At 66.0% G+C, this 20,719-nt stretch carries 25 protein-coding genes, 1 tRNA gene and 1 pseudogene; 15 read left to right on the plus strand and 12 right to left on the minus strand.

The features are described from left to right. Window positions 1-38: 38 nt before the first annotated feature. The 10 genes from L1965_RS01410 to L1965_RS16215 all read right to left on the minus strand — a co-directional run bounded on the left by L1965_RS01410 (window position 39) and on the right by L1965_RS16215 (window position 7,368). Window positions 39-518 (minus strand): DUF411 domain-containing protein, encoded by a 480-nt coding sequence (locus tag L1965_RS01410; RefSeq protein WP_235754625.1) that lies wholly within the window; start codon window positions 516-518, stop codon window positions 39-41. Window positions 519-557: 39 nt separating this feature from the next. Beyond that, the gene (locus tag L1965_RS01415) at window positions 558-2,891 is read right to left on the minus strand and encodes a heavy metal translocating P-type ATPase (protein WP_235754626.1); all 2,334 of its coding nucleotides are present in this window, start codon (window positions 2,889-2,891) and stop codon (window positions 558-560) included. 166 nt (window positions 2,892-3,057) lie between these two features. Beyond that, window positions 3,058-3,366 carry a hypothetical protein gene (locus L1965_RS01420; protein ID WP_235754627.1) on the minus strand — a complete coding sequence of 103 codons (309 nt, stop codon included), beginning with the start codon at window positions 3,364-3,366 and terminating at the stop codon, window positions 3,058-3,060. Window position 3,367: 1 nt separating this feature from the next. Beyond that, window positions 3,368-3,754, minus strand: coding sequence for a DUF302 domain-containing protein (locus tag L1965_RS01425; protein ID WP_235754628.1), 387 nt, complete (start codon window positions 3,752-3,754; stop codon window positions 3,368-3,370). Window positions 3,755-3,770: 16 nt separating this feature from the next. After that, window positions 3,771-3,896: a hypothetical protein gene (locus L1965_RS16005; RefSeq protein WP_277882922.1), complete on the minus strand. Its 126-nt coding sequence runs from the start codon at window positions 3,894-3,896 to the stop codon at window positions 3,771-3,773. A gap of 126 nt (window positions 3,897-4,022) precedes the next feature. Further along, window positions 4,023-5,576: a multicopper oxidase family protein gene (locus tag L1965_RS01430; protein ID WP_235754629.1), complete on the minus strand. Its 1,554-nt coding sequence runs from the start codon at window positions 5,574-5,576 to the stop codon at window positions 4,023-4,025. 75 nt (window positions 5,577-5,651) lie between these two features. Next, the gene (locus L1965_RS01435; protein ID WP_235754630.1) at window positions 5,652-6,032 is read right to left on the minus strand and encodes a hypothetical protein; all 381 of its coding nucleotides are present in this window, start codon (window positions 6,030-6,032) and stop codon (window positions 5,652-5,654) included. 64 nt (window positions 6,033-6,096) lie between these two features. Next, on the minus strand, window positions 6,097-7,011 hold the full coding sequence (locus L1965_RS01440) for a sensor histidine kinase (protein ID WP_235754631.1): 915 nt from the start codon (window positions 7,009-7,011) through the stop codon (window positions 6,097-6,099). Further along, window positions 7,008-7,163 carry a winged helix-turn-helix domain-containing protein gene (locus L1965_RS16210; RefSeq protein WP_235754632.1) on the minus strand — a complete coding sequence of 52 codons (156 nt, stop codon included), beginning with the start codon at window positions 7,161-7,163 and terminating at the stop codon, window positions 7,008-7,010. Before L1965_RS16210 ends, L1965_RS01440 begins: the two co-directional genes overlap by 4 nt. A gap of 70 nt (window positions 7,164-7,233) precedes the next feature. Continuing rightward, window positions 7,234-7,368 (minus strand): hypothetical protein, encoded by a 135-nt coding sequence (locus L1965_RS16215; protein WP_277882923.1) that lies wholly within the window; start codon window positions 7,366-7,368, stop codon window positions 7,234-7,236. Between the two features lie 147 nt (window positions 7,369-7,515). On the opposite strand from L1965_RS16215, the gene L1965_RS01450 reads away from it, so the two are divergent. The 6 genes and pseudogenes from L1965_RS01450 to L1965_RS01470 all read left to right on the plus strand — a co-directional run bounded on the left by L1965_RS01450 (window position 7,516) and on the right by L1965_RS01470 (window position 10,830). Next, on the plus strand, window positions 7,516-7,842 hold the full coding sequence (locus L1965_RS01450; RefSeq protein ID WP_235754633.1) for a PepSY domain-containing protein: 327 nt from the start codon (window positions 7,516-7,518) through the stop codon (window positions 7,840-7,842). A 253-nt stretch (window positions 7,843-8,095) separates the two neighbouring features. Next, window positions 8,096-8,419: a hypothetical protein gene (locus L1965_RS01455; RefSeq protein ID WP_235754634.1), complete on the plus strand. Its 324-nt coding sequence runs from the start codon at window positions 8,096-8,098 to the stop codon at window positions 8,417-8,419. Window positions 8,420-8,457: 38 nt separating this feature from the next. After that, window positions 8,458-8,586, plus strand: a pseudogene (locus L1965_RS01460) (DUF2271 domain-containing protein); the annotation flags it as partial. Window positions 8,587-8,598: 12 nt separating this feature from the next. Then, window positions 8,599-8,772 carry a hypothetical protein gene (locus L1965_RS16220; protein WP_439332041.1) on the plus strand — a complete coding sequence of 58 codons (174 nt, stop codon included), beginning with the start codon at window positions 8,599-8,601 and terminating at the stop codon, window positions 8,770-8,772. Continuing rightward, window positions 8,711-8,914, plus strand: coding sequence for a hypothetical protein (locus L1965_RS16225; protein WP_439332031.1), 204 nt, complete (start codon window positions 8,711-8,713; stop codon window positions 8,912-8,914). The genes L1965_RS16220 and L1965_RS16225 overlap by 62 nt, the downstream gene beginning before the upstream one ends. Next, window positions 8,911-10,830 (plus strand): heavy metal translocating P-type ATPase, encoded by a 1,920-nt coding sequence (locus L1965_RS01470; RefSeq protein ID WP_235754635.1) that lies wholly within the window; start codon window positions 8,911-8,913, stop codon window positions 10,828-10,830. Before L1965_RS16225 ends, L1965_RS01470 begins: the two co-directional genes overlap by 4 nt. A gap of 472 nt (window positions 10,831-11,302) precedes the next feature. Here L1965_RS01470 and L1965_RS01475 read toward each other — a convergent pair. Both L1965_RS01475 and L1965_RS01480 read right to left on the minus strand, forming a co-directional pair. After that, window positions 11,303-11,379: transfer RNA gene (locus tag L1965_RS01475), tRNA-Arg, on the minus strand. Between the two features lie 72 nt (window positions 11,380-11,451). Further along, window positions 11,452-12,873 carry a sensor histidine kinase gene (locus tag L1965_RS01480; protein WP_235754636.1) on the minus strand — a complete coding sequence of 474 codons (1,422 nt, stop codon included), beginning with the start codon at window positions 12,871-12,873 and terminating at the stop codon, window positions 11,452-11,454. 261 nt (window positions 12,874-13,134) lie between these two features. Between L1965_RS01480 and rpmH the strand changes: the two genes are divergently transcribed. The 9 genes from rpmH (at window position 13,135) to argB (ending at window position 20,718) form a co-directional block, all read left to right on the plus strand. Further along, window positions 13,135-13,269 (plus strand): 50S ribosomal protein L34, encoded by a 135-nt coding sequence (gene rpmH / locus L1965_RS01485; RefSeq protein ID WP_028725980.1) that lies wholly within the window; start codon window positions 13,135-13,137, stop codon window positions 13,267-13,269. A 110-nt stretch (window positions 13,270-13,379) separates the two neighbouring features. Next, complete coding sequence (rnpA, locus tag L1965_RS01490) at window positions 13,380-13,730, plus strand: ribonuclease P protein component (RefSeq protein ID WP_235754978.1); 351 nt, start codon at window positions 13,380-13,382, stop codon at window positions 13,728-13,730. Next, window positions 13,727-13,984: a membrane protein insertion efficiency factor YidD gene (yidD, locus tag L1965_RS01495; RefSeq protein ID WP_235754637.1), complete on the plus strand. Its 258-nt coding sequence runs from the start codon at window positions 13,727-13,729 to the stop codon at window positions 13,982-13,984. Before rnpA ends, yidD begins: the two co-directional genes overlap by 4 nt. After that, window positions 13,974-14,819 carry a tRNA 2-thiocytidine(32) synthetase TtcA gene (gene ttcA / locus L1965_RS01500; protein WP_235754979.1) on the plus strand — a complete coding sequence of 282 codons (846 nt, stop codon included), beginning with the start codon at window positions 13,974-13,976 and terminating at the stop codon, window positions 14,817-14,819. The genes yidD and ttcA overlap by 11 nt, the downstream gene beginning before the upstream one ends. 201 nt (window positions 14,820-15,020) lie before the next feature. After that, complete coding sequence (locus L1965_RS01505) at window positions 15,021-16,214, plus strand: GGDEF domain-containing phosphodiesterase (protein ID WP_235754638.1); 1,194 nt, start codon at window positions 15,021-15,023, stop codon at window positions 16,212-16,214. Window positions 16,215-16,466: 252 nt separating this feature from the next. After that, window positions 16,467-18,350, plus strand: coding sequence for a membrane protein insertase YidC (yidC, locus tag L1965_RS01510; RefSeq protein WP_235754639.1), 1,884 nt, complete (start codon window positions 16,467-16,469; stop codon window positions 18,348-18,350). Continuing rightward, window positions 18,347-19,108 carry an MOSC domain-containing protein gene (locus L1965_RS01515; protein WP_235754640.1) on the plus strand — a complete coding sequence of 254 codons (762 nt, stop codon included), beginning with the start codon at window positions 18,347-18,349 and terminating at the stop codon, window positions 19,106-19,108. Before yidC ends, L1965_RS01515 begins: the two co-directional genes overlap by 4 nt. Continuing rightward, window positions 19,105-19,755 (plus strand): ribosome biogenesis GTP-binding protein YihA/YsxC, encoded by a 651-nt coding sequence (yihA, locus tag L1965_RS01520; RefSeq protein WP_235754641.1) that lies wholly within the window; start codon window positions 19,105-19,107, stop codon window positions 19,753-19,755. Before L1965_RS01515 ends, yihA begins: the two co-directional genes overlap by 4 nt. Window positions 19,756-19,818: 63 nt before the next feature. Further along, window positions 19,819-20,718: an acetylglutamate kinase gene (argB, locus tag L1965_RS01525; protein WP_235754980.1), complete on the plus strand. Its 900-nt coding sequence runs from the start codon at window positions 19,819-19,821 to the stop codon at window positions 20,716-20,718. Window position 20,719: the final 1 nt, after the last annotated feature.

The following is a 20,719-nucleotide window of genomic DNA, read 5'->3' on the forward strand; positions in this document are numbered from 1 at the left end:
GAGGCCGCCAAGGCGCGACCCGGAATGCCATGCAAATCTCAGGCCGCCTGATAGCTTGAAAATGTCTCTGCCGTGCCGTCACGACGGATCAGATAGACGACATAGGCTTCTCGCTGCGACTCCGGACCCATGCCGGGCGAGCCATAGGGCATGCCGGGCACTGCGAGACCGACTGCGTCCGGACGCTCGTCCAGCAGACGGCGTATGTCGGCAACGGGCACGTGGCCCTCGATCATGTAGCCATCTACGCGACCCGTATGGCAGGAGACCATCTCCTGCGGGATGCCGTTGTCCAGCTTGTAGCGCATCAGGAGCGTTCCCCCGCTCGCCTCGGTCGTGACTGCGAAACCGTCGTTTTCGAGGATCTCGATCCAGGCCGAGCAGCAGCCGCAGTTCGGGTCCTTCATCACGTGGATTGCCGGACCGGCGCCTTGTGCCAGGGTCCTCAAGGGCGACGCAGCCATTAGCGCAGCAGCGCTGATCAGAAGGGTGCGGCGGGAGAACGTGTGTCGGGTCATCTGATCTTCCTTTCGAGATTGCATGGGTGGACTGACAGGTCAGAGATCGACCCGCCTGAGCCGTAGAGCGTTGGTGATCACCGAGACCGACGACAGGCTCATCGCCGCCGCCGCGATCATCGGCGAGAGTAGAAGGCCGGTCACGGGGTAGAGCAGTCCTGCTGCGATGGGGACGCCGAGAGCGTTATAGGCGAATGCGAAGAACAGGTTCTGCTTGATGTTGCGCAGGGTGGCACGGGCCAGTTTGCGCGCCCGCACGATGCCCATCAGGTCGCCGCCCAGGAGGGTGATGCCTGCGCTTTCCATTGCCACATCCGCGCCGGTGCCCATGGCGATGCCCACGTCGGCAGCAGCCAGCGCGGGCGCGTCGTTCACCCCGTCGCCCGCCATTGCGATCTTGTGGCCCTCTCGGCGAAGCTGGTCGATGAGATCCTTCTTTGCCTCGGGCAGGATGCCGGCGCGCACCTCGTCGATGCCGAGCCTTCCCGCGACCGCCTGCGCCGTGCGCTCATTGTCGCCCGTCGCCATGATGACCCGCAGTCCCTGGGCGTGCAGTTCTTTGATGGCCTGCGCGCTACTCTGCTTGATCGGGTCGGCGACCGCCACAATGCCGACGAGCGCGCCATCGAGCGCGATGAACATCGCCGTCTTGCCCTCGGCGCGCAGGGTGTCGGCCTTTGCCTCGGCCTGCGTGGAGTCGAGCCCCATCTCCCGCATCATTGCCGCATTGCCAAGCGCCACGGCACGGCCGCCAACCTTGCCACGCACACCCTTGCCGGTGACCGCCTCGAAGTCTGTGGCTTCCTTCCGTTGCGCCCCTTGTGCTTCTGCCCCCTCGACGATGGCTTCGGCCAGCGGGTGTTCCGAGCCGCGCTCCAGCGCCGCAGCCAGCGACAGCAGGTCAGCCTCGGGAACGTCCGCCAGCGCCACGGTATCCGTCAGCGTCGGCTTGCCCTCGGTCAGCGTGCCGGTCTTGTCCACGATCAGAGTATCGACACCCGCCATGCGCTCCAGCGCCTCGGCGTCCTTGATCAGCACGCCCGCCTGTGCGCCGCGCCCCGCGGCCGTGGTGATCGAGATCGGTGTCGCAAGCCCCAGCGCGCAGGGGCAGGCGATGATGAGGACCGAAACGGCGGATGCTATGGCGAAGACCAGCGCGGGCTCCGGGCCGAAGATCATCCAGACCACGAAGGCAAATATCGCAATGGCGACCACGGTTGGCACGAATACCGCCGAGACCCGGTCGGCCAGACCCTGGATCGGCGCGCGGGACCGGCGCGCGTTCGACACCATGGCGACGATCTGCGCCAGCACGGTATCGGACCCGACCTTGCCCGCCTCGATCACCAGAGAGCCGTTCTTGTTGATCGTCGCCCCGGTCACCGCATCGCCCGGGCCCTTTTCGACCGGCATCGACTCGCCGGTCAGCATGCTTTCGTCCAGAGACGAGCGTCCCTCGATCACTGTCCCATCGACGGGGACCGCATCGCCGGGGCGCACGCGCAACCGGTCGCCTTCCATGATGTTTTCCAACGGTGCATCGTATTCGGTTCCATCCGGCAGGATGCGCCGCGCGGTCTTGGGGGCGAGGTCCAGAAGCGCCCGAATCGCGTCTCCGGTGCGTTCGCGCGCCCGCAACTCCAGCACCTGGCCCACGAAGACCAGCGTCACGATCACCACAGCGGCTTCGAAATAGGTGCCGACACCGTGGCCCATCCGGTATTGCTGCGGGAACAGCCCCGGCAGGAACGTCGCGACGATCGAATAGAGATAGGCCGCCGCCACGCCGAGGCTGATCAGGGTCCACATGTTCGGGCTGCGGTTCACGACCGAATCCCGGCCGCGCCGGAAGAATGGCAAGGCCGCCCAGAGGATGATCGGCGTGGCCAGCACGAATTCCAGATAGCTTGCGGTCTGATGCCCGATCGAGTCGCGCACCGGCAGCGCGACCATCTCGCCCATCGTCAGGATGACAAGCGGCACCGCGGCGGCGGCCGAAATCCACATCCGGCGTGTAAAGTCGGTCAGTTCCTCGCTTGGCTCGTCCGAAGGGACCATCGGCTCCAGCGCCATGCCGCAGATCGGGCAGGCCCCAGGCGCATCCCGGACGATCTCGGGATGCATCGGGCAGGTATACTGGACGTCCGCCGGGGCCGCTTTCGGGCGCGCTGCGGCCCGGCCCGTAGCGTAGAACCAGGGATCCGCCTTGAATTTCGCGAGGCATTTCTCCGAACAGAAATGAAAGGTCTCTCCCTGGAACCCGGCGTGACGCCCGTCCGTCTTGACCGCGACCGTCATCCCGCAGACCGGGTCTTTCGCCGTCTCGGTCCCCGCCGGGATCTCGGGCGACGCGTGATGGTGATCGTGCTCCATGGTCTGTCGGCCTTTCAATCGCTTGTTTCAGCTTGCGGCGTCCAGAAACTGGAAGCTCAAGCCCTTGTTGTTGCTCGTCGTGAGCGCTTTCCCAGACAGGATTGCGCCAGGAATACTCCGACGAACTGGAACGCCACCGCCAAGCAGACCCCGCCGATCACGACGATTAGCGGATCAGCGCCCCGATCCCGGCACCGGTCACGACCTGCCTTGTCCCCCGTGGATGCAGGCAGGCCGCCCCGGCCGCCAGCGCGATGGGCGCGCCGGGGATGGGGCTCGCCACGACAGTGACGGTCATGAGCGTGACGCTCACGACCGGCCCCCAGAGACCAGCGCGCGCGACCGGCGCTTCGAGACGCTTGCCGTCCATCAGTCCGCATGCCTCGATGAGCACCGAAGGCGCCAACAGCCAGACGCCGAGCAGGACCAGCGCAAGGATCACCACGGCCACGAAGATGATGTCGGGCCGGCTCATCTCAGATCGCCGCGACGGCCTTGGCCAGAGAGTCCCTCACCTCAGCCGCGAGGGCCGTCAGGTCGGCGTTCTCGATCGCCTGCATCGACGCCACCGGGTCGACGGCGCTGACCTCCACACCGCCCTCGACCTCGCGCAGGATGACGTTGCAGGGCAGCATCGCGCCGACCCTGGGCTCGATCCCGATCGCCCGATGCGCCATCCGGGGGTCGCAGGCGCCAAGGATGCGATAGGCCGGCATCTCGACATCCAGTTTCGTCTTCATCGTCGCCTTGACGTCGATCTCGGTCAGAACTCCGAAGCCGTGATCCGCAAGCGCCTTTCGCGCGCGGGCGTCGACGTCGTCGATCCCGGCATCAGGGATCGTGCGATTGATTGTATAAGCCATCGAGACGTCCTTTCTCTCATTTCCGAAGATATTTGATCAGCGCAGCTATGGCCAAAACCACAAGGGCAAGGATCAGCAGCCCGAACAGCCATCCAAACCCCATTCCGAAACCCATTCCGTGGCCCATTTCGTTCCAGTTCATGATCTCGTCCTCCTGTTCTTACAGCGGAAGGCTGTGCCTTGTGACCCGCCCTTGCGACCTCATGGGAGCGGGACAGTACGGCACATGGTCGGTATCGGGGCGACGGGTCCGAACGCCCCGCCCCGATCAGGCCGATGCGTCGACCGCGAACTCGGTCATCATGCCGCTCGCAAGATGCGGCATGTGGTGACAATGCAGCATCCAGCGCGCGGTTTCGCCGGCATCAAGCGCGATATCGACCATCGACATCGGCGGCACATGAACCGTGTCGCGCATCGCGCCCGCGACGGCGCGGCCATTCAGCCCGACGACCTGGAACACATGGCCGTGCAGATGCATCGGGTGGGCCATCATCGACATGTTGTGGAAGGACAGCACGACCCGTTCGCCGCTTCGCGCGGTGATCGGCTGGTGCCGGCCCCAGACGGCCCCGTTGATCGTCCAGACATAGGGCTGCATCGTGCCGCCCAGCATCAGCATCTGGCGGCGGTCCACCGGCCGGTCCGGCAGGGCGTCGCGGGCGATCAGGCGCGCCTCCTGCGCAAGATCGGTGTCGAACGCGGGCGCTTCGGACTCTGCCAGGGCATCGAGGCGCCGGACCTCGGCACCCTGCGTGGCGAGGATCAGGCCGGTGCGTTCCCGCGCACCTTCGCGCAATGCGAGGATCGGCCAGGCGCCGCCTTCGTTCGGCAGGTCGATCTCGATGTCCAGCCGCTGGCCCATCGCCAGGCCGAACCGCGCACCCGAGAGAGGCTGGACGGGATGTCCGTCCACCGCAACCAGTCTGGCCTGCGCCAAGCCGGTGTCGATCCAGAACACGGTCGCCGCGGCGGCGTTGATCACCCGCAAGCGGACGCGGCCGCCGCGCTCGACCTGCACCACTTCGGGGTCCGAAAGCGTCCGGTCATTGGCGAGATAGGCATCCCAGTCATGGTCGTTCAGGTCCATGGCCATGCCGCCCGTCTGGCCGCCCATGCCCATCATCCCGCCCATTCCGGGCATGTTGCCCATCGGCACGCCGCCCATTGCGCCATGGCCCATGGCGCCATGATCCATGCCCTGCGTCGCGCCCATGCCACCGATTGGCGCTCCTTGATCGGGCTGCGCACCTGTCCCGTGGCCAGCGCCGTGTCCAACGCCATGACCAGCGCCGATTTCGGCGAGAACCTCCTCGGGAGACTTGAACGAGAAGTCATGCAGGAACATCACGATGTCCTGCCGGTCGGCGGCAAGATCATCCTGCGAACGAACGATCAATGGCGCCGCGAGCAACCGCATCTCCTGGATCGGCACATGACTGTGCATCCAGTGGGTGCCCGGCCGCGCCTCGAAATCGTAGCTCCTCGTCTCTCCCGGCGCGAGAAGGGGCATCGGCAGGTCCGGCACGCCGTCCTGCGCGTTGGGCGCGATCTGGCCATGCCAGTGGATGATCGTTCCGACGTCGAGATCGTTTGTCAGGTCGACCCGGAACCTCTGGCCGGGGTCGAGCACCAGCCCCTGGCCGCCGGGACCGGCAAGGCCGAACACGGTGGCCGCGCGCCCGTCGATATCGAGGGTCCGTTTCGCGGCGGCGAGGCTGATCGGCACCACCCCTTGCGCGAAGGCGATCCGGGGCATGTGTGCCATGCCAAAGGCGGCAGCACTTGCGGCCAGAAAGCCGCGTCGTGAAAGCATGTTCATGGTCGTCTCCTCGGGACATGCCGTCCCGTTCATCAAGGCCGATGGGACGCCGCGGGCATCGGCCCGGGCGCGCGCTCAGAGGAGACGGAGCTTTGGGGGTCGTTCGTTCAGTCCCGGCGCATGGCAGACGTGGATTGCCTCGGACGGGAGGTCATGACTGGCGCTGCCGAAGACATGCCCGCATTCCCCGCCTGGCGAGGTCAGGATGGCCGAAAGGCCCGCGCAGACGAACTCGCACATCGCGGCATCGGTCGATCCGCAACGCGGTCCGGTGTCACACGAGCGTTCGCCGCCGTCGGCACCATGCATCATCTCGCCGACCGGGACAGCGTGGGCCGGCTCGCCATTCATGCGCGCAGCATGCCCTGACACCGTCGTCGTGAGGACGGTGATTGCAACGATGGCCAACAGGGCGATGACACGCGTGAGCATGGCGCAAAGATAGGCATCGCTCACCGGGATGTCCATGTAGAAGGCGGCAGATATGCCGCGCCTGTCGTCCGCGCGGCGGGGTGCCGGTTCACTTTCGGGTGTTCGCAACCTCTGTCGGCAACGTGACGGACGCCTGGTACCCGGACCGAGCGCCAGGGCCTGGCGAACGCGCAACCAGCGGGCTGTCGATACGATCCGCAATGGCGACGACCATCGCGAGGCCAACTCCGCTGCCGTCGCTGTCAGCGCCCGCGCGCTCGAAGCGGGCGGCCAGACGGGCCAGCGTTTCAGGCGGCACGATCGGACCTTCATTTGCAATGCTGAAACGCCCATCCGGCATCAGCGTCACCTCGACAGGCAGGCCCGCCGCGCCGTGACGCAGGGCGCTCTGCACAAGGTTCCGGCGCAGGATTCCGAACGCGACGGGACCCGGATCCGACATCGCTGGCCCCTCTGGCAGCGTCGGCGCGACCCGACCGGCAACCTCGTTTCGTGCAAGATCGTCGACCATGACGCGCGCCACGGCACTCAGATCGGTGGCACGATCAAGGCGACGCTGCCCGTCCTCGGCCCGTGCAGGCTGCATGAAGCGTTCCGACACGCGCGCAAGCCGCTTGAGCGTCGCCTCGATATCGGCTGGCCGTGCCAAGGCGGCCGGTTCGCGGGTTTCCGACGGCAACCGCTGCGCCTGCGCGATTGCGCCGGCAAGCGACTGAAGCAGGACGCGCCCATCCGCGTCGCGGACGATGTATGAGAGGAACGCGTCATGTGCGCGGACCGCGCCAAGCCGCTGGGTGACGCCATCGTCCTCTCGTCCCACGATAGCCACCACCGCCAGCGGCAAGAGACGCGGCGCGGTTTCCTGCAGGGCCGAGTCGAAGACCTCGTCCATCTCGTGCCGCAGCAGGAGGGCGGTCACGGAAGCGGCAGCGATCCGAAGCAGGCTCAGCAAGACGCCGAGCGACAGCGCCAGCCGCGCCTGAAGGCTGCGCGGAGACCTCATGGCCTGCCCAGCCGATAGCCGATGCCGCGCTCGGTTTCGATGACCTGCGCGCCCGGTTTCTTGCGCAGGCGGCTGACATGGACCTCGATGGTGTTGCCCTCGACCTTTGCGTTGAAAGCGTAGAGCTTTTCCTGCAGTTGCGGCTTCGACAACAGCCGACCCGGCCGTGTGCGGAAGGCGTCCAGCAGCGCCCATTCTCATGCGGTCAAGCTGGATCAGATCTTAGGACCTGCCGCGCACCGCGTGGCCTGCCGTGTCGAGGCGCGTGACCCGGTAAACCGACTGGCCATCGGCCCCGATCTGATCGCGCACGGCGGCCCCGAGAGTCGTGTCGTCCTCGATCAGCAGGATGCGCATGGTGGTTCCCGTTCCTTTTCCCGATGACCCGTCATGATCCGCCTGGCTTGCGCCACACTGACGCCGGCGTGCGCACCCCCTTCAGGCTGCCGTCAGCTTCGCGGCGCATGAATTGCCTCAAGATGGCCCTGCCAAGGAGTTTGGCCCATGAAGACGACCGTGACGATTCTCGGCTTTCTCGCCGTCTTCCCGGCCGGGTTCGCGCTGGCGGACGACGACTGCTTCTCACCGATGGCCGATTGGCAGCCGCGTGATTCCATCGTCCGGCTGGCCGAAGAAAACGGCTGGACCGTGGGCCGCATCAAGATCGACGACGGCTGCTACGAGATCGACGGCCGCGACGCCGAGGGGCGCCGGATCGAGGTAAAGGTCCATCCGGCCACGCTTCAGGTGATCGAGTTCGAATACGAGGACGACGATGAGGACGACGATGCGCGCCCGCAAGGGGATCGCGAAGCGGACGGCGATGACTGATGCCACCGCGCAGGACACAGCGCAGATCAACATCGGGAGGCCGGGCAAGGTCCGGGAACTGGTCCCGCTGCTGCGTCCTCCACGACAGACGGAAATCCCGGGGCCGACGTTCCGTCGGCCTCTACCCGGCCCGCTGTCACAGGCGGGGCCCTGTTCTTCGTGACGACAAGCGGAAGCGGAAGTCGCTTCGCCGTGTGGAAGCCCCCAGGTCGGCTCGCCAGATCGTCCCGAGCAGACGCAAGGAGGCCCTGCCATGAACACGATCCTGACACTTCTTGTCGCGTCCACGGCGCTGACCGCCGCCATCGGCGTCGCGGCCCGCAGCGCGAGGATGGCCCCCGCCGGCGGCGGCCTTCCACCTTTCGCCGCGCTCTTCCAAGAGGGCTCGCACGCGATGCTGCTGGCTCTTGCCCGTGACGATGACGATCGCGGCTGGCGCGAAGGCGCGCGGCGCGGTCACGACGGTGATGACGATTGTCGTGGCGGCGCTCGCAATCCCGTACCGGCAGGTACTGCCGCACCGCCGCAGAACGGGCACTTCGGTCATGGCGCTCCGCCGCAGGTTCAGGTGAACTGATCCGCTCCTTGGAACCTCTCCCAACGAGGATTCATCCGATGAAATCGCTTCTTGCAACGCTTGCGCTGACCACCGCGCTGACGCTGCCCGGCCTCGCCGTGGCAAGGCCGGTGACGCTGACAACGACCCTCAACGACCCTGGCGGCGACGGCGCCTCTCTCGCGCTTCGGGACGCCGCGGTGGCGACCTCGGGCGACTACCGTCACGGGGTCGAACTGCGGGGCCGTCGCCTTTCGCACAGCATGGATCCGAAGCGCAGCGCTGATCGCTTCGCCGGCCTCGGTCACGGTCGTGGCCCGCAGCGGTGCCCAGGCCGATGCCCGGGCGACCGCGCTCATGGTTCTTGGCGTTGACAAGGGGGCCGCACTGGCAAGACAACGCGGCCTCGACGCGCTGTTCCTGCTGCGCGATGATGAAGGTCGCACAAGCGGTGTCAGCGTCGGACGGCTTTCTTGCCAGAAGCCAGCGGCAACACCCTTTGCCGAGGAAGGATGAGCCCCGTGGAGCAGACTGGCACCGATCGCTTCAAGACCGCAATCCTGCTGCTGGCCGCGATCGGCCTGATGGCGGGTCTTGCATTCCGCGTCGCAGGCCAGGCCGACATCGCCAACCTCTTCTGGATCGCCGGGGTCGTTCCCGCGCTCGCCGCGCTTCTTTTCGAGATCCTGCGCAGCATCGGTCGGGGCGAGGTCGGGCTGGACATCGTTGCGGCGCTGTCCATGACCGCGGCGCTGGTCTTCGGTGAAACGCTTGCGGCGGCGGTTGTCGCGGTGATGTATTCCGGAGGCAGCTTCCTCGAAAGCTTCGCGGAAGGCCGCGCCCGGCGGGAGATGCACGACCTGCTGTCGCGCGTGCCCCGGACGGCAACGCGCCATCTCGACGGCGGGCTCGAGGAGGTGCCTCTTGACGAGATCGCGCCGGGCGACCGTCTTCTGATCCGGCAGGGCGACGTCGTGCCCGTGGACGGCACCGTGGCCTCGGACAAGGCCTTCCTCGATACCTCGGCGCTGACCGGCGAATCGCTGCCCGCGCGGCTGGAACGCGGGGCCGAGGCCATGAGTGGCTCGACGAATGCTGGCGAGGCGTTCGACCTGACCGCGACGCACCGCGCGAAGGAAAGCACCTATGCCGGGATTGTCCGGCTGGTCGAGGAAGCGCAGCGGTCGAAGGCGCCAATGTCCCGGCTGGCCGACCGCTGGTCCCTTGGCTTTCTCGCCGTCACGGTCGTCATCGCCCTTGCCGCCTGGTGGTTCACCGGTGATCCGATCAGGGCCGTCGCCGTGCTGGTCGTCGCCACCCCGTGCCCGCTGATCCTCGCCGTGCCCGTGGCGCTGGTCGCGGGCCTCTCGCGCGCGGCCCATTTCGGCGTGCTGATCAAGGGTGCTGGCCCGCTTGAGGCGATGGCGCGCATCCGCACCCTGATTCTCGACAAGACCGGCACGCTCACCGAAGGCCGCCCCGAGATCGTGTCGATCGACCGTCACGACGGCATGGACGAGGGCGACATCCTGCGCCTCGCCGCCGCACTCGATCAGGCATCCAAGCATCCTGTGGCGCAAGCCGTCGTCGCAGCCGCGAAGGCGCGGGGCCTCGCGCTGCCCGTCCCTTCGGAGGTGGCGGAGTTTCCCGGCGAAGGCGTCGAGGGTCGCGTCGAAGGCCGCAAGGTCGTTGTGGGCGGCGACGGCTTCGTCGCGAAGCGCGTGGGGCGCAAGGGGAGCGAGGACCATACAGCCATCGAGGCAGGATCCGTCCTCGTCGCCGTGGCGGTCGACGGCCAGATGGCGGGACGTCTCGTGATGGCCGATCCGCTGCGTGATGGCATTGCCGCCATGCTTGCCGGATTTCGCCGCGAAGGGATCGCGCGCATTCTTCTGGCGACCGGCGACCGCGCCGCGGTGGCAGAGCGCGTGACCGAGGGGCTCGGACTGGACGGACTGCGCAGCGGGCTCACGCCCGATCAGAAGGTCATGCTTGTCCTTTCCGAGCGCAAGCACGGGCCCGTCATGATGGTGGGCGACGGTGTGAACGATGCCCCCGCTCTGGCGGCGGCCGATGTCGGCGTCGCCATGGGAGCGCGCGGGGCCGCCGCCTCGGCCGAGGCCGCCGACGTGGTGCTGCTGGTCGATCGGATCGACCGGCTCGGGCCGGGGATCGAGATCGCGCGGGCCTCGCGTCGGATCGCCGTCGAAAGCGTCGTCGCCGGCATTGGACTTTCGGTCCTCGGCATGATCGCCGCCGCCTTCGGCTATCTCACGCCGGTGCAGGGGGCATTGTTGCAGGAGGTGATCGACGTCGCCGTGATCCTGAACGCGCTGCGTGCCCTGAGGATCGCACCCCACGAGCCTGCCACAGCGAACCCCCTCGAGATGTCCGGCAGGCCGGCCGAGATGCTCGCAGAGACCAGTCCGTGATCGTGCCGGACATGTCCGGGACAATCCTGCGATCCCGGGCTTCTTCTCGTCGCTGAAAACCGGGCGAACGGGTCAAGAGATCTGCCGGATGCGCGACAGAGCCGCGCCGATCTGCCTGGCTGCCTCAGGCTCTCAAAGGTTGGCCGATGCGGTTGCTCGCGGCCTGCGTCCCCAAAACGAGATGCGGATCTGCCTCAGGGCGAAACAGCCGCGCATCTGCGGTTGAAGGACCCGCGTGGGACTGCTGTCGCGCTACGATCGGATCCGGGCGAGGGTCTGTCGCAGATCTGCGCCGCGCGTGGCCACCGGCTGCGATCCCGCAGGCGCATCCTGAAACGGGATCTTGCCATGACGCCCGCCTTGTGGCGGGACGCGATCATGGCCTTGAAAGCAGCCCGGACATGCGGTCTGCAACCGAACCGGATGGGGCCGATCAGCACTGCCGAAAAAGCATTGAAATCAATAGGATGAATGGCGGACCCGGAGCGATTCGAACGCCCGACCCCCAGATTCGTAGTCTGGTGCTCTATCCAGCTGAGCTACGGGTCCGTCGTAGGGGGCTGATCTATCGCTGTGGTTCGGGGGATGCAAGGGGGCAGCGCGAAAAAGTTGGCCTGGCTCTCAGCGCGCGGAACCGGCCTGTCGCAGGGCCTCCATGCCCGCGTCGCGCGGCACATGGATCAGGAATTCGCTGCCTTCGGCATCGCTGCGGATCAGGTCCAGCCGGCCCCCATGTCCGCGCACAAGCTCCGCCGCGATGGTCAGCCCCAACCCCGTCCCGCCCTTGCGCGCACTGCCCGTGAAGGGCTTGAACAGGAACTCGCGCGCCTTTTCCGGCAGGCCCGGCCCTGAATCGCCCACCCTGATCCACCATTCGGCGTCGGTCTCGCCCGCGCCGATCTCGACAATGCCGGGCTTTGAACTGCCCTCGATGGCCTGGCGGGCGTTGCGGACCAGATTGGTCAGCACTCGGTACAGCTGATCGCGGTCTGCGCGGATCATCAGGCTGGCAGGAATATCGCTGAGAAACTCGACCCGGCCCTCGGCCTGCCCGGCCAGCGACTCGGCTTCGACCATCTCGGCAACCAGCTGCGAGAGGTTGAAGCGCGACAGGGTCGGCGGCGGCTCTTCGGCCTTGCCGAACGCCAGGGTGGTTTCGCACAGGTGCACGGCGCGGGTGATCGAGTTGACCAGCTTGGGCGCGGCGCGCCTGACCTTGGGATCGGCGCTGTCCTCCAGACGGTCCGCGAAGATCTGGGCCGTGGTCAGGATGTTGCGCAGGTCGTGGCTGATCTTGGCCACGGCCTGTCCCAGCAACGCCATGCGTTCCTTCTGCTTCAGCGACGATGTGACGGTCTTCTGCATCGCCTCGAGCGCGGTCTCGGCCTCGCGCAGCTCCGCCAGACGCGCATCGGGACGGATGATGTGACGCGGATCCTCGGGCGCGCCGGCATAGGCGGACAGGTTGCTGATCACGCGGCGGATCGGGACCAGGATCAGCCGCTGCGCGGCCAGGTTCAGCAGAACCGCGGTCAGGATCGAAAAGGCCGCCGACACGGCAAGAAGCCGCAGCCCGTAATCGACCATCGCGGTACGCAGCGGCGCGGTCGGCATGGTGATCTCGATCAGCTGCCCGGCCTGGTTGACCGGTGCGCCGATCACGCGGACCACCCGGTCCTTGGCGTCCAGCAGCGTTGCCACGCCGTCGAGCATGGCCTCAAGAAGATTCACGTCCCGCAGGTCGTAGGTCGCGAAGACGGGCCCCGGTATCGGCGAGGACAGCACCAGTTGCCTGATATCGTTACGCCGCAGCACGACGTTGAAGACCCCGGCATTCTGCAGCAATTCGGATTCCAGATCGAGGGCAAGCGATTCGTCGGTCGCAAGCAGCGCAAGGCTGGCGATCTGCGCCCGCTCGAGCCGCGATTCGACATAGTCCAGCCGAAAGCCGGCAAGGGCCGGCAACAGGATGAACAGCTCGGCCAACACGACGAAGATCATCGTCAAGGCAGCAAATCGGCCAGATATGGTGTTCAGTCGCATCTTTTCCGGGTCGTGGGATCGTGGCGTCCGCTTTTGCCGGGCATGTCGGCGATTGCACATCAAACGAATGTGATCGCGCCCAGGTTCCGCAGGACGACGATTTCACAGGCGTCATAAACGCAGGTCTTGGCGGTTGACGCCACCCCCACCTTGCACTATCCAGCGGGCTTCGAACAACCGGCATGTCTGCGTGCGGGTCCGTGGCTTTTTGTCATGCCCCACTGGACCGCCAACCGCAAGCACCGACCCGGAGACCTGACCATGAAGCGCACCTTCCAACCTTCGAACCTCGTTCGTGCGCGCCGTCACGGCTTTCGCGCCCGCATGGCCACCAAAGGCGGCCGCCGCGTGCTGAATGCCCGCCGCGCCAAAGGCCGCAAGCGCCTGTCGGCCTGACAGTGTCCGGCGGGTTTCGAACCCGCCGACGAAAGGCCTTGGACATGCCGCCCTTGCCCGATCCCCACGCTGAAATTCGGCCAGTGGATGACGGCACGGCGGCATTTCGCATGTCCGGGTCGCGGCTTTCGATGCCGCCCGTCCTGACCAAACGTGCCGATTTCCTGGCCGCAGCAAGGTCGCTGCGGCAGGGCATGCCGGGTTTTCTGCTGCAGGCCCGCGATCGCGGCGATGACGGACCGGCGCGTGTCGGGTTCACCTGCTCGAAGAAACTCGGCAACGCCGTGATGCGCAATCGGGCCAAGCGTCGCCTGCGCGAGGTCGCTCGCCTGCGGTTGTCCCGGCTTGCGCGGCCTGGATGGGACTATGTGCTGGTCGGCCGACCGGACGTGACCGCCAGCCGCGACTTTGCGGCGCTTTGCGACGATCTGTGCCGCGCGCTGCGGAAAATGCACCGATGAGCCCACTGGCCCATATGCTTGCGCTGCCGGTGCGGGCCTACCGTCTGGTCGCCTCGCCCTGGGTGGGGCATGGCTGCCGGTTCCAGCCGACCTGCTCGGCCTATGCGCTGAACGCGTTGCGGCGTCACGGAGCGATCCGGGGAAGCTGGCTGGCCGTTCGGCGCATTGCGCGCTGTCACCCTTGGGGCGGGCGTGGGTATGACCCGGTCCCGGGCGATGATCCCGCCCATGAAAGACATTCCGATGCTGGATGATGCCGACGACGCCGAGATCCATCCGCTGTTCGCGGGCGCCCCGTCCTCGACCGAGTTCCGCAAGCTGCGCAAGCGACTGGTCCGAGAGACCCGGGCGGCGATCGAGGATTACGGGATGGTCCGTCCCGGCGACCGCTGGCTGATCTGCCTGTCCGGAGGCAAGGACAGCTATACGTTGCTGGCGGTCCTCCACGAGCTGAAATGGCGCGGATTGCTGCCGGTCGATCTGCTGGCCTGCAATCTGGATCAGGGGCAGCCGGGCTTTCCGGCGACTGTCCTGCCCCAATTCCTGACCGAGCGCGGCGTCGCGCATCGCATCGAATACCGGGACACCTATTCGATCGTCATGGAAAAGGTTCCGCAGGGGCGCACCTACTGCGCGCTGTGTTCGCGGCTGCGGCGCGGCAATCTGTACCGGATCGCGCGCGAAGAGGGGTGTTCCGCCGTTGTGCTGGGCCATCATCGCGACGACATCCTCGAGACCTTCTTCATGAACCTGTTCCACGGCGGGCGGCTGGCCGCCATGCCTGCCAAGCTTCTGAACGAAGAGGGGGACCTGACCGTGCTGCGTCCGCTGGCCTATGTGGCCGAGGCGGATTGCGACCGATTCGCGCGTTCGATGGGATATCCGATCATCCCCTGCGACCTGTGCGGCAGCCAGGAGGGTCTGCAGCGTGTCCAGGTCAAGAAATTGCTGGATGAATGGGAGGCACGCTCGCCCGGCCGCCGGCAGGTCATGTTCCGATCGCTGATGAATGTCCGCCCCTCCCACCTGCTTGATCCACAACTGTTTGATTTCGTTTCATTGTTACCCAAAGATTCAAATCCAAGCTAAATTTGCGGAAGGCGCCTCAGGACCATTAACGGGACACAAATCTTTCTTGCCTAGACCGGGTCCTGAAGTTTCCTGGAAGGGGCCGCGATGTTGGCGAGGCTGATCAGAACCGGGCAGAGGCTGTGGCAGCGATCGCGATCGTTACGGCCCGCGTCGGCGGCGCCGGGTGCAAGAAGCCTGCTGCTTCTGCGGCTGGAAAACATGGACACGCTGTCGGCGCATCTGGGCAAGGCGGGGTTCGGACATCTGCTGGTCAGCCTGTCGGTTCGGCTGAACCGTGCGATCCGACCCGAAGACCCCGTCAAGATCCCCGAAACCGGAATATTCGCCATCGTGCTGACCGACCGCAGCGAGGCCGAAGCGATGCGGGTCGCGCAGCGTCTGCAAGGGCGCGCACAACAGCCGCTTGCGGTTTCCGGCCTCTCCATCACCCCGGTCCTGACCGGCGTCCTCATACATGCCGAAGGCGCCAGGCAAGCCGATCTGGACGAAACGATCCGGAATGCGCGTTGCCGTCTGGCGCAACTGGGCGTGGATCGACTGGGTGGCGTAAGCCTGTTCGAACACGATCCGGCCCTTGAAGGCGGCGACCTGCCCGCGACGGTGGCCGAGGCCGCCGGGACAGGCCAGATCGTCGCCTATTTCCAGCCGCAGATCTGCTGCGATTCAGGCCGCGTCACAGGCTTCGAAGCTCTGGCCCGCTGGAACCATCCCACCCGCGGGCTGCTGCTGCCCGCCGCGTTCATGTCGCGCATGGTCGATGCCGATCACAAGGCCCTGACCCGACGCATGATCCGCCAGTCGATCGAGGCGCTGAAATTCTGGGATTCCCAGGGCTGCCAGGTCCCGACCGTCTCGGTCAACATATCGAACAGCGAGCTGTCGGATCCGGACTTTGCCAACAGCCTGCTGTGGGAACTCGACCGGCAGGATGTCCGTCCGGACCGGGTGGTGCTGGAGGTTCTGGAAAGCGTCGCTCCGGTCACCAGCGGCTCTGAGGCCCGTCAGAATCTGTCCCTGCTGACCAAGGCAGGTTGCCGCGTGGATCTGGACGATTTCGGCACCGGCTATGCCAGTCTGGACGCGATCCGTCAGTTCGGCGTCAACCGGATCAAGATAGACCGCAGCTTCGTGATGGGCTGCGATATCGACCCCGGCCAGCAGCGCATGATCCTGGCCATTCTGGCGCTGGCCGAACGGCTGAACATCTCGGCGCTGGCCGAGGGCGTTGAAACGCGTGAAGAGCATGGCTTCCTGGCGCAGATGGGGTGTGACGAGGTCCAGGGCTATGCGGTGGCGCGGCCGATGCCGCTGCCCGAGACACTGCAATTCCTGGCAAATCAGGAACGGAATGCGGGCGAATTGCCCGGCATGCCGCGCCGCAGCGCCGGCTGAGCCAGCCGCCGATGACGATCCACGGCGGTGAAGGACCGGCCCTCGGCGCCCCGTTCAACATCATGCGCCAGGGTCCACACTCACGGCTCCGCGGTGCCCAAGCCGGGGTTCTCCGTCACCCGGAAAGCCCGATCCGACCGGATCTGCCCTGAATTTCTTGGCCTTGTTCCCCGCTTCGCGGCAAATGCGCTTGACCTTTGACCCCCCCTTCTGTTGAACCGGCGCGACTGACGCGATGACAGTGGTGACCTGATGGAAGACAACAACCGAAATCTGATCCTGGCGACGGTCCTGTCGTTTCTGGTGATCCTGATCTGGTACACCGTCTTCGCGCCAGAGCCACCGGCCGAACAGAGCGGCGGGCAGCCGGTCACCGAACAGGGCCAGACCGTCGCCCCAGCGACGCCGACCGCCCCTTCGGCCACGACGACCGCCGATCTGGGCGGTGACGCCGCCGCGGGCGCCGAGGCCAGCGTCGGTCGCGTCCTCATCAAGTCGCCATCGCTGGAAGGCTCGATCTCGCTGGCCGGCGGGCGGGTCGACGACCTGCTTCTGACCCAGTACCAGGAGACGCTTGACCCGAATTCCTCGAATGTCAGGCTGCTGGCCCCCTCCTCGGCCACCGCCGATCCGGCGCTCGATACCGCAGGCGCAAAACCCTATTACGCCGTCTACGGCTGGACGGCGTCGGCCGGCACAGACCCGGGTCTGGTGCCCGGCCCCTCGACCGTCTGGTCAGTGGAATCCGGCGAGACGCTGGCACCCGGCCAGCCGGTCACGCTGGTCTGGGACAACGGCGCAGGTCAGGTTTTCCGCCGCGTGTTCGAACTGGACGAGAATTATCTCTTCACCGTGTCGCAACGTCTGGAGAACAATGGCGACGCAGCCTTCAGCGCGGCGCCCTATGGCATCATCGCCCGTCACGGCCGTCCCGACACCCAGAACTTCTTCGTGCTGCACGAGGGTGCCGTGGGGATGCATGATGGCGAACTGGTAGAGCTGAAATACAAGAAGATCGTCGATCTTGACCCGCTTGAACGCGAAGGCCGCGCCGATCTCATTCCGGTGAACGAGAATGGCTGGATCGGCTTCACCGACAAATACTGGATGACCACGCTTGCGCCCGCCCCGGGCCAGGCCTTCACCGCCGTCATCAAATACGCCGAAGCTGCCGACATCTACCAGACCGAGGCGCGCTATCCGATGCAGACGGTCCAGCCGGGGACCCAGCTGACCTCGACCGGCTATCTGTTCGCCGGCGCCAAGGTGACCGAGATCATCCGCGATTACGAGGAAACGCCGGGCATCCAGCGATTTGTCGACTCGATCGACTGGGGTTGGTTCTATTTCCTGACCAAACCCATCTTCAGCCTGCTGCACTGGCTGAACACGCATATCGGAAACATGGGCTGGTCGATCATCGCCCTGACCTTCATCCTCAAGCTGCTGGTCTTCCCTCTGGCGCGCAAATCCTACATCTCGATGGCCAAGATGAAGGAATTGCAACCGCAGATGGAGGCGATCAAGGAGCGGACCGGCGACGACCGGATGAAGTATCAGAAAGAGGTGATGGAGCTTTACAAGACCCAGAAGGTGAACCCGGCCGCCGGCTGCCTTCCGGTGCTGTTGCAGATCCCGATCTTCTTCGCGCTCTACAAGGTGATCTTCGTCACCATCGAATTGCGCCACGCTCCGTGGATCGGCTGGATCCGCGACCTTGCCGCGCCCGATCCGTCCAGCCTGCTGAACCTGTTCGGCCTGTTGCCCTTCTCGCCGCCGGCACAAGGCACGCTGCTGCACTCGCTGTCGCTGCCGGTCCTGGCGATAGCGCTGGGGGTCAGCATGTGGATGCAGCAGCGCCTGAACCCGACACCGACCGATCCCGCGCAGAAGATGATCTTCGCCTGGATGCCGTGGATCTTCATGTTCATGCTGGGCGGATTTGCCTCGGGGCTGGTGCTGTACTGGATCACCAACAACGTCATCACCATCATGCAGCAGTATTCGATCATGTCGATGCATGGCCACCGGCCCGATCTGTTCGGCAACATCAAGGCCGCAATACCCAAGCGCTCACGGGCCGATGGTGGTGCGACCAAGGACGGAAAGCCCGAGGGAAAAGGCAAGGGCAAGTGACGGCCCGGCTGGCCCATATCCGTCGGCATCCGATCAAGTCGATCGGCGCAGAGGGGCTGGACAATGTCATGTTGAGACCCGCGCGGCGGCTGCCCGGTGACCGCGAATACGCGGTCCTGACCGAAACGGGCGAGCGAAACGCAAGGGCCAGCGAGACCGATGGCGCGCCCGATCGCTGGCTGCCGAAATCCTGCTTTGTCCGCGGCGTGTCCTCGGCACAGGTCCAGGCCATCGACGGCGGCTGGCAGCAGGGGCGGATCGCCTTGCGCCATCCGACCCGGGCTGAGCTGATCTTCGACCCGGAAACCGAGGCAGCCCGGCTGATCGACTGGCTTCGGCCGCTATGGCCCGCCGATGCGGCGCCCCCCTCGCGGCTGGTCAAGGGCGCAGCCATCTGGACCGACAGCAAATGGCCGTGGATCTCGATCCTGTCGCTGGACAGCCTGGCCGAGCTGGAGCGATGGGTCGGGCGGCGGCTTGGCATCCATCGCTGGCGTGGGAACCTGTGGATCAAGGGCTGGACGGGTTTTGCGGAACGTGACCTGGTCGGCAGGATCATCCGCATCGGCGAAGTCGAGCTGCGCGTCACCGATCATATCGGCCGCTGCGACGCGACCAGCGCCGATACCGAGAGCGGCGAACGCGATATCGACATGGTCGATTCACTGCAACGGCTTTTCGGTCATACCGAATTCGGCGTCTTCGCCGAGGTCGTGACGGGCGGGCGCATCGCATCGGAAGACGAGGTGACCGCATGAAGGTTGCATTTCCGGTCGCCGGCGAACCCGAACCCGAAACAGCCGAGAGCGCGCGGCAACTGTTCGCCGGCCCCGTCGAATTCCTCAAGGGGGTGGTCGCCATGGACGGGCTGCCGCCGGCCGACCGACCCGAAGTCTGCTTCGCCGGCCGCAGCAATGTCGGCAAGTCCAGCCTTATCAATGCGCTCACAGGGCGCAAGGGCATTGCACGGGCATCGAACACGCCCGGCCGGACACAGGAAATCAACTATTTCACTCTGGGCGAGCGCAGCTACCTGGTGGACCTGCCGGGCTATGGCTTCGCCAAGGCGCCGGTTGCGGTCGTGGCAAAATGGCAGGGGCTGCTGAAATCCTATCTGTCGGGCCGCCCCACGCTGCGCCGCGCCTTCTGCCTGATCGACTCGCGTCACGGCGTCAAGCCCGTGGATCACGAGATCATGACCCTGCTCGACAGGTCGGCGGTTCCGTTCCAGGTCGTTCTCACCAAGGCCGACAAGCTGGGTCCGAACGCCATCAAGCCGGTCCTGGCGCAGGTCGGGGAAGAACTGCAGAAGCATCCCGCCGCGTTTCCGCAGCTTGTCCTGACCTCGTCGGAAAAGGCCGACGGGATCGCGACGCTTCGCGCGATCATCGCCGGTCTGGACTGACCGCGCCCGGCGTCCTAGGGTCCGTGTCGTCGCATAGGGGCCGCAAGGATGAGAACACAGAAAATGAACCGGGACTGGATCGCCACTGCTCGCACGCTGTCCGAGGCACTGCCCTATCTGCAACGATATTCGGGGGCGGTCGTCGTCGTGAAGTTCGGCGGGAATGCCATGGGCGACGATCAGGCGATGGGCGATTTCGCCCGCGACATCGTGTTGATGAAGCAGGTCGGAATGAACCCGATTGTCTGTCATGGCGGCGGCCCGATGATCAATCAGCTGCTGGAGAAGCTGGGCATCGAAAGCCGCTTCGTGAGGGGCAAGCGCGTCAGCACCAAGGAGACCGTCGAGGTCGTCGAAATGGTGCTGTCGGGCCTTGTGAACAAGCGCATCGTGCAGGCGATCAACGACGCCGGCGGGCGCGCCGTGGGCATCAGCGGAAAGGACGACGACATGATGGTCTGCGAGGCGGACGACCCCGAGTTGGGCTTCGTCGGCCGCCCGGTCGAAATGAACGTCCAGATCATCCGCGATCTCTACACCGCCGGGATGATCCCGGTCATCGCGCCGGTCGCCACCGGCATGGAGGACAACGAGACGTTCAACGTCAACGCCGACACCGCCGCCGGGGCGATCGCAGGGGCTCTGCGGGCCGACCGGTTGCTGCTGCTGACGGATGTGGCCGGCGTCAAGGACGCCTCTGGCCAGGTGGTGACACAGCTTCACCCCGATCAGGTCCGCAGCATGATCGCCGACGGGCAGATCGCGGGCGGGATGATCCCCAAGACCGAAACCGCGCTGAAGGCTATCGAAGAGGGGGTGCGCGCCGTCGTGATCCTGGATGGGCGCGTGCCGAACGCGTGCCTGCTGGAATTGTTCACCGAGCACGGTGCAGGTTCGCTGATCCGTTCGACCGAACCGCTCGTCAAGCCACGCGGGCTGCGGCAGGGCGAGGATGGATTGTGAG

Origin of the sequence: Paracoccus salsus (assembly GCF_021556615.1) — a bacterium.
Lineage (GTDB): Bacteria > Pseudomonadota > Alphaproteobacteria > Rhodobacterales > Rhodobacteraceae > Paracoccus > Paracoccus salsus.

Bases quoted from the DNA above. Each gene is read 5' to 3' on its own strand.
- L1965_RS01410 (WP_235754625.1), bottom strand. From the start codon at position 518: ATGACCCGACACACGTTCTCCCGCCGCACCCTTCTGATCAGCGCTGCT.
- L1965_RS01415 (WP_235754626.1), bottom strand. From the start codon at position 2,891: ATGGAGCACGATCACCATCACGCGTCGCCCGAGATCCCGGCGGGGACC.
- L1965_RS01420 (WP_235754627.1), bottom strand. From the start codon at position 3,366: ATGAGCCGGCCCGACATCATCTTCGTGGCCGTGGTGATCCTTGCGCTG.
- L1965_RS01425 (WP_235754628.1), bottom strand. From the start codon at position 3,754: ATGGCTTATACAATCAATCGCACGATCCCTGATGCCGGGATCGACGAC.
- L1965_RS16005 (WP_277882922.1), bottom strand. From the start codon at position 3,896: ATGAACTGGAACGAAATGGGCCACGGAATGGGTTTCGGAATGGGGTTT.
- L1965_RS01430 (WP_235754629.1), bottom strand. From the start codon at position 5,576: ATGAACATGCTTTCACGACGCGGCTTTCTGGCCGCAAGTGCTGCCGCC.
- L1965_RS01440 (WP_235754631.1), bottom strand. From the start codon at position 7,011: ATGAGGTCTCCGCGCAGCCTTCAGGCGCGGCTGGCGCTGTCGCTCGGC.
- L1965_RS16215 (WP_277882923.1), bottom strand. From the start codon at position 7,368: ATGCGCATCCTGCTGATCGAGGACGACACGACTCTCGGGGCCGCCGTG.
- L1965_RS01450 (WP_235754633.1), top strand. From the start codon at position 7,516: ATGAAGACGACCGTGACGATTCTCGGCTTTCTCGCCGTCTTCCCGGCC.
- L1965_RS01455 (WP_235754634.1), top strand. From the start codon at position 8,096: ATGAACACGATCCTGACACTTCTTGTCGCGTCCACGGCGCTGACCGCC.
- L1965_RS01470 (WP_235754635.1), top strand. From the start codon at position 8,911: ATGAGCCCCGTGGAGCAGACTGGCACCGATCGCTTCAAGACCGCAATC.
- L1965_RS01480 (WP_235754636.1), bottom strand. From the start codon at position 12,873: ATGCGACTGAACACCATATCTGGCCGATTTGCTGCCTTGACGATGATC.
- rpmH (WP_028725980.1), top strand. From the start codon at position 13,135: ATGAAGCGCACCTTCCAACCTTCGAACCTCGTTCGTGCGCGCCGTCAC.
- rnpA (WP_235754978.1), top strand. From the start codon at position 13,380: ATGTCCGGGTCGCGGCTTTCGATGCCGCCCGTCCTGACCAAACGTGCC.
- yidD (WP_235754637.1), top strand. From the start codon at position 13,727: ATGAGCCCACTGGCCCATATGCTTGCGCTGCCGGTGCGGGCCTACCGT.
- ttcA (WP_235754979.1), top strand. From the start codon at position 13,974: ATGCTGGATGATGCCGACGACGCCGAGATCCATCCGCTGTTCGCGGGC.
- L1965_RS01505 (WP_235754638.1), top strand. From the start codon at position 15,021: ATGGACACGCTGTCGGCGCATCTGGGCAAGGCGGGGTTCGGACATCTG.
- yidC (WP_235754639.1), top strand. From the start codon at position 16,467: ATGGAAGACAACAACCGAAATCTGATCCTGGCGACGGTCCTGTCGTTT.
- yihA (WP_235754641.1), top strand. From the start codon at position 19,105: ATGAAGGTTGCATTTCCGGTCGCCGGCGAACCCGAACCCGAAACAGCC.
- argB (WP_235754980.1), top strand. From the start codon at position 19,819: ATGAACCGGGACTGGATCGCCACTGCTCGCACGCTGTCCGAGGCACTG.